The organism is Blastopirellula marina (assembly GCF_002967715.1).
In the GTDB taxonomy this organism is placed as follows: domain Bacteria; phylum Planctomycetota; class Planctomycetia; order Pirellulales; family Pirellulaceae; genus Bremerella; species Bremerella marina_B.
Map to the genome: position 1 here is coordinate 1 of NZ_PUIA01000072.1, position 534 is coordinate 534.

General features: G+C 56.4%; 1 pseudogene. It reads right to left on the minus strand.

The features are described 5' to 3' along the window. A pseudogene (locus tag C5Y96_RS22505) lies at positions 1-493 on the minus strand (N-acetyltransferase); the annotation flags it as partial. Between the last annotated feature and the right edge of the window lie 41 nt (positions 494-534).

Sequence of the window (534 nt, forward strand, 5' to 3'; positions counted from 1 at the left end):
TCTCCAGCATGCTGAGATCACCCCAGAACGCGAACAAGTCCTCCACTTTGCGGAAACCGTACCCTTCGATCAGGTCGGGGTAGTATGGGTGGTTGTAGGTCATCATGAACGTCGGCATCGAATCGAAGCCTTCGATCAGCAGTCCGCATTCGTGGTTCAGCGAAGGGTTGGTCGGTCCGCGGACCAGCAAGATGTCATGCTCTTTGAGCCACTCGCGAGCCGCGTCAAACAAAGCGTTGGCGACTTCCTGCTCGTTGACCGATTCGAAAAAGCCGAAAAAGCCGCGTCGTTCTTTGTATCGCTCGATGTGCCCGTTGTTGATGATCGCCGCGACGCGTCCTACCGGTTTACCATCGCGCAGCGCCAAGAAGCATTGGATTTCGTTGGTCGCATAGAACGGGTCGGGATCGAAGTTCAGCAGCTCTTTTTGCGTCTGTCGCAGCGGCGGTACCCAGTTGGGGTCCCCTCGGTAGAGTTCCCATGCGAGTTGCATGAACTGTTTTTGCTGGCGTCGCGTTACGACTGGTTCGACGG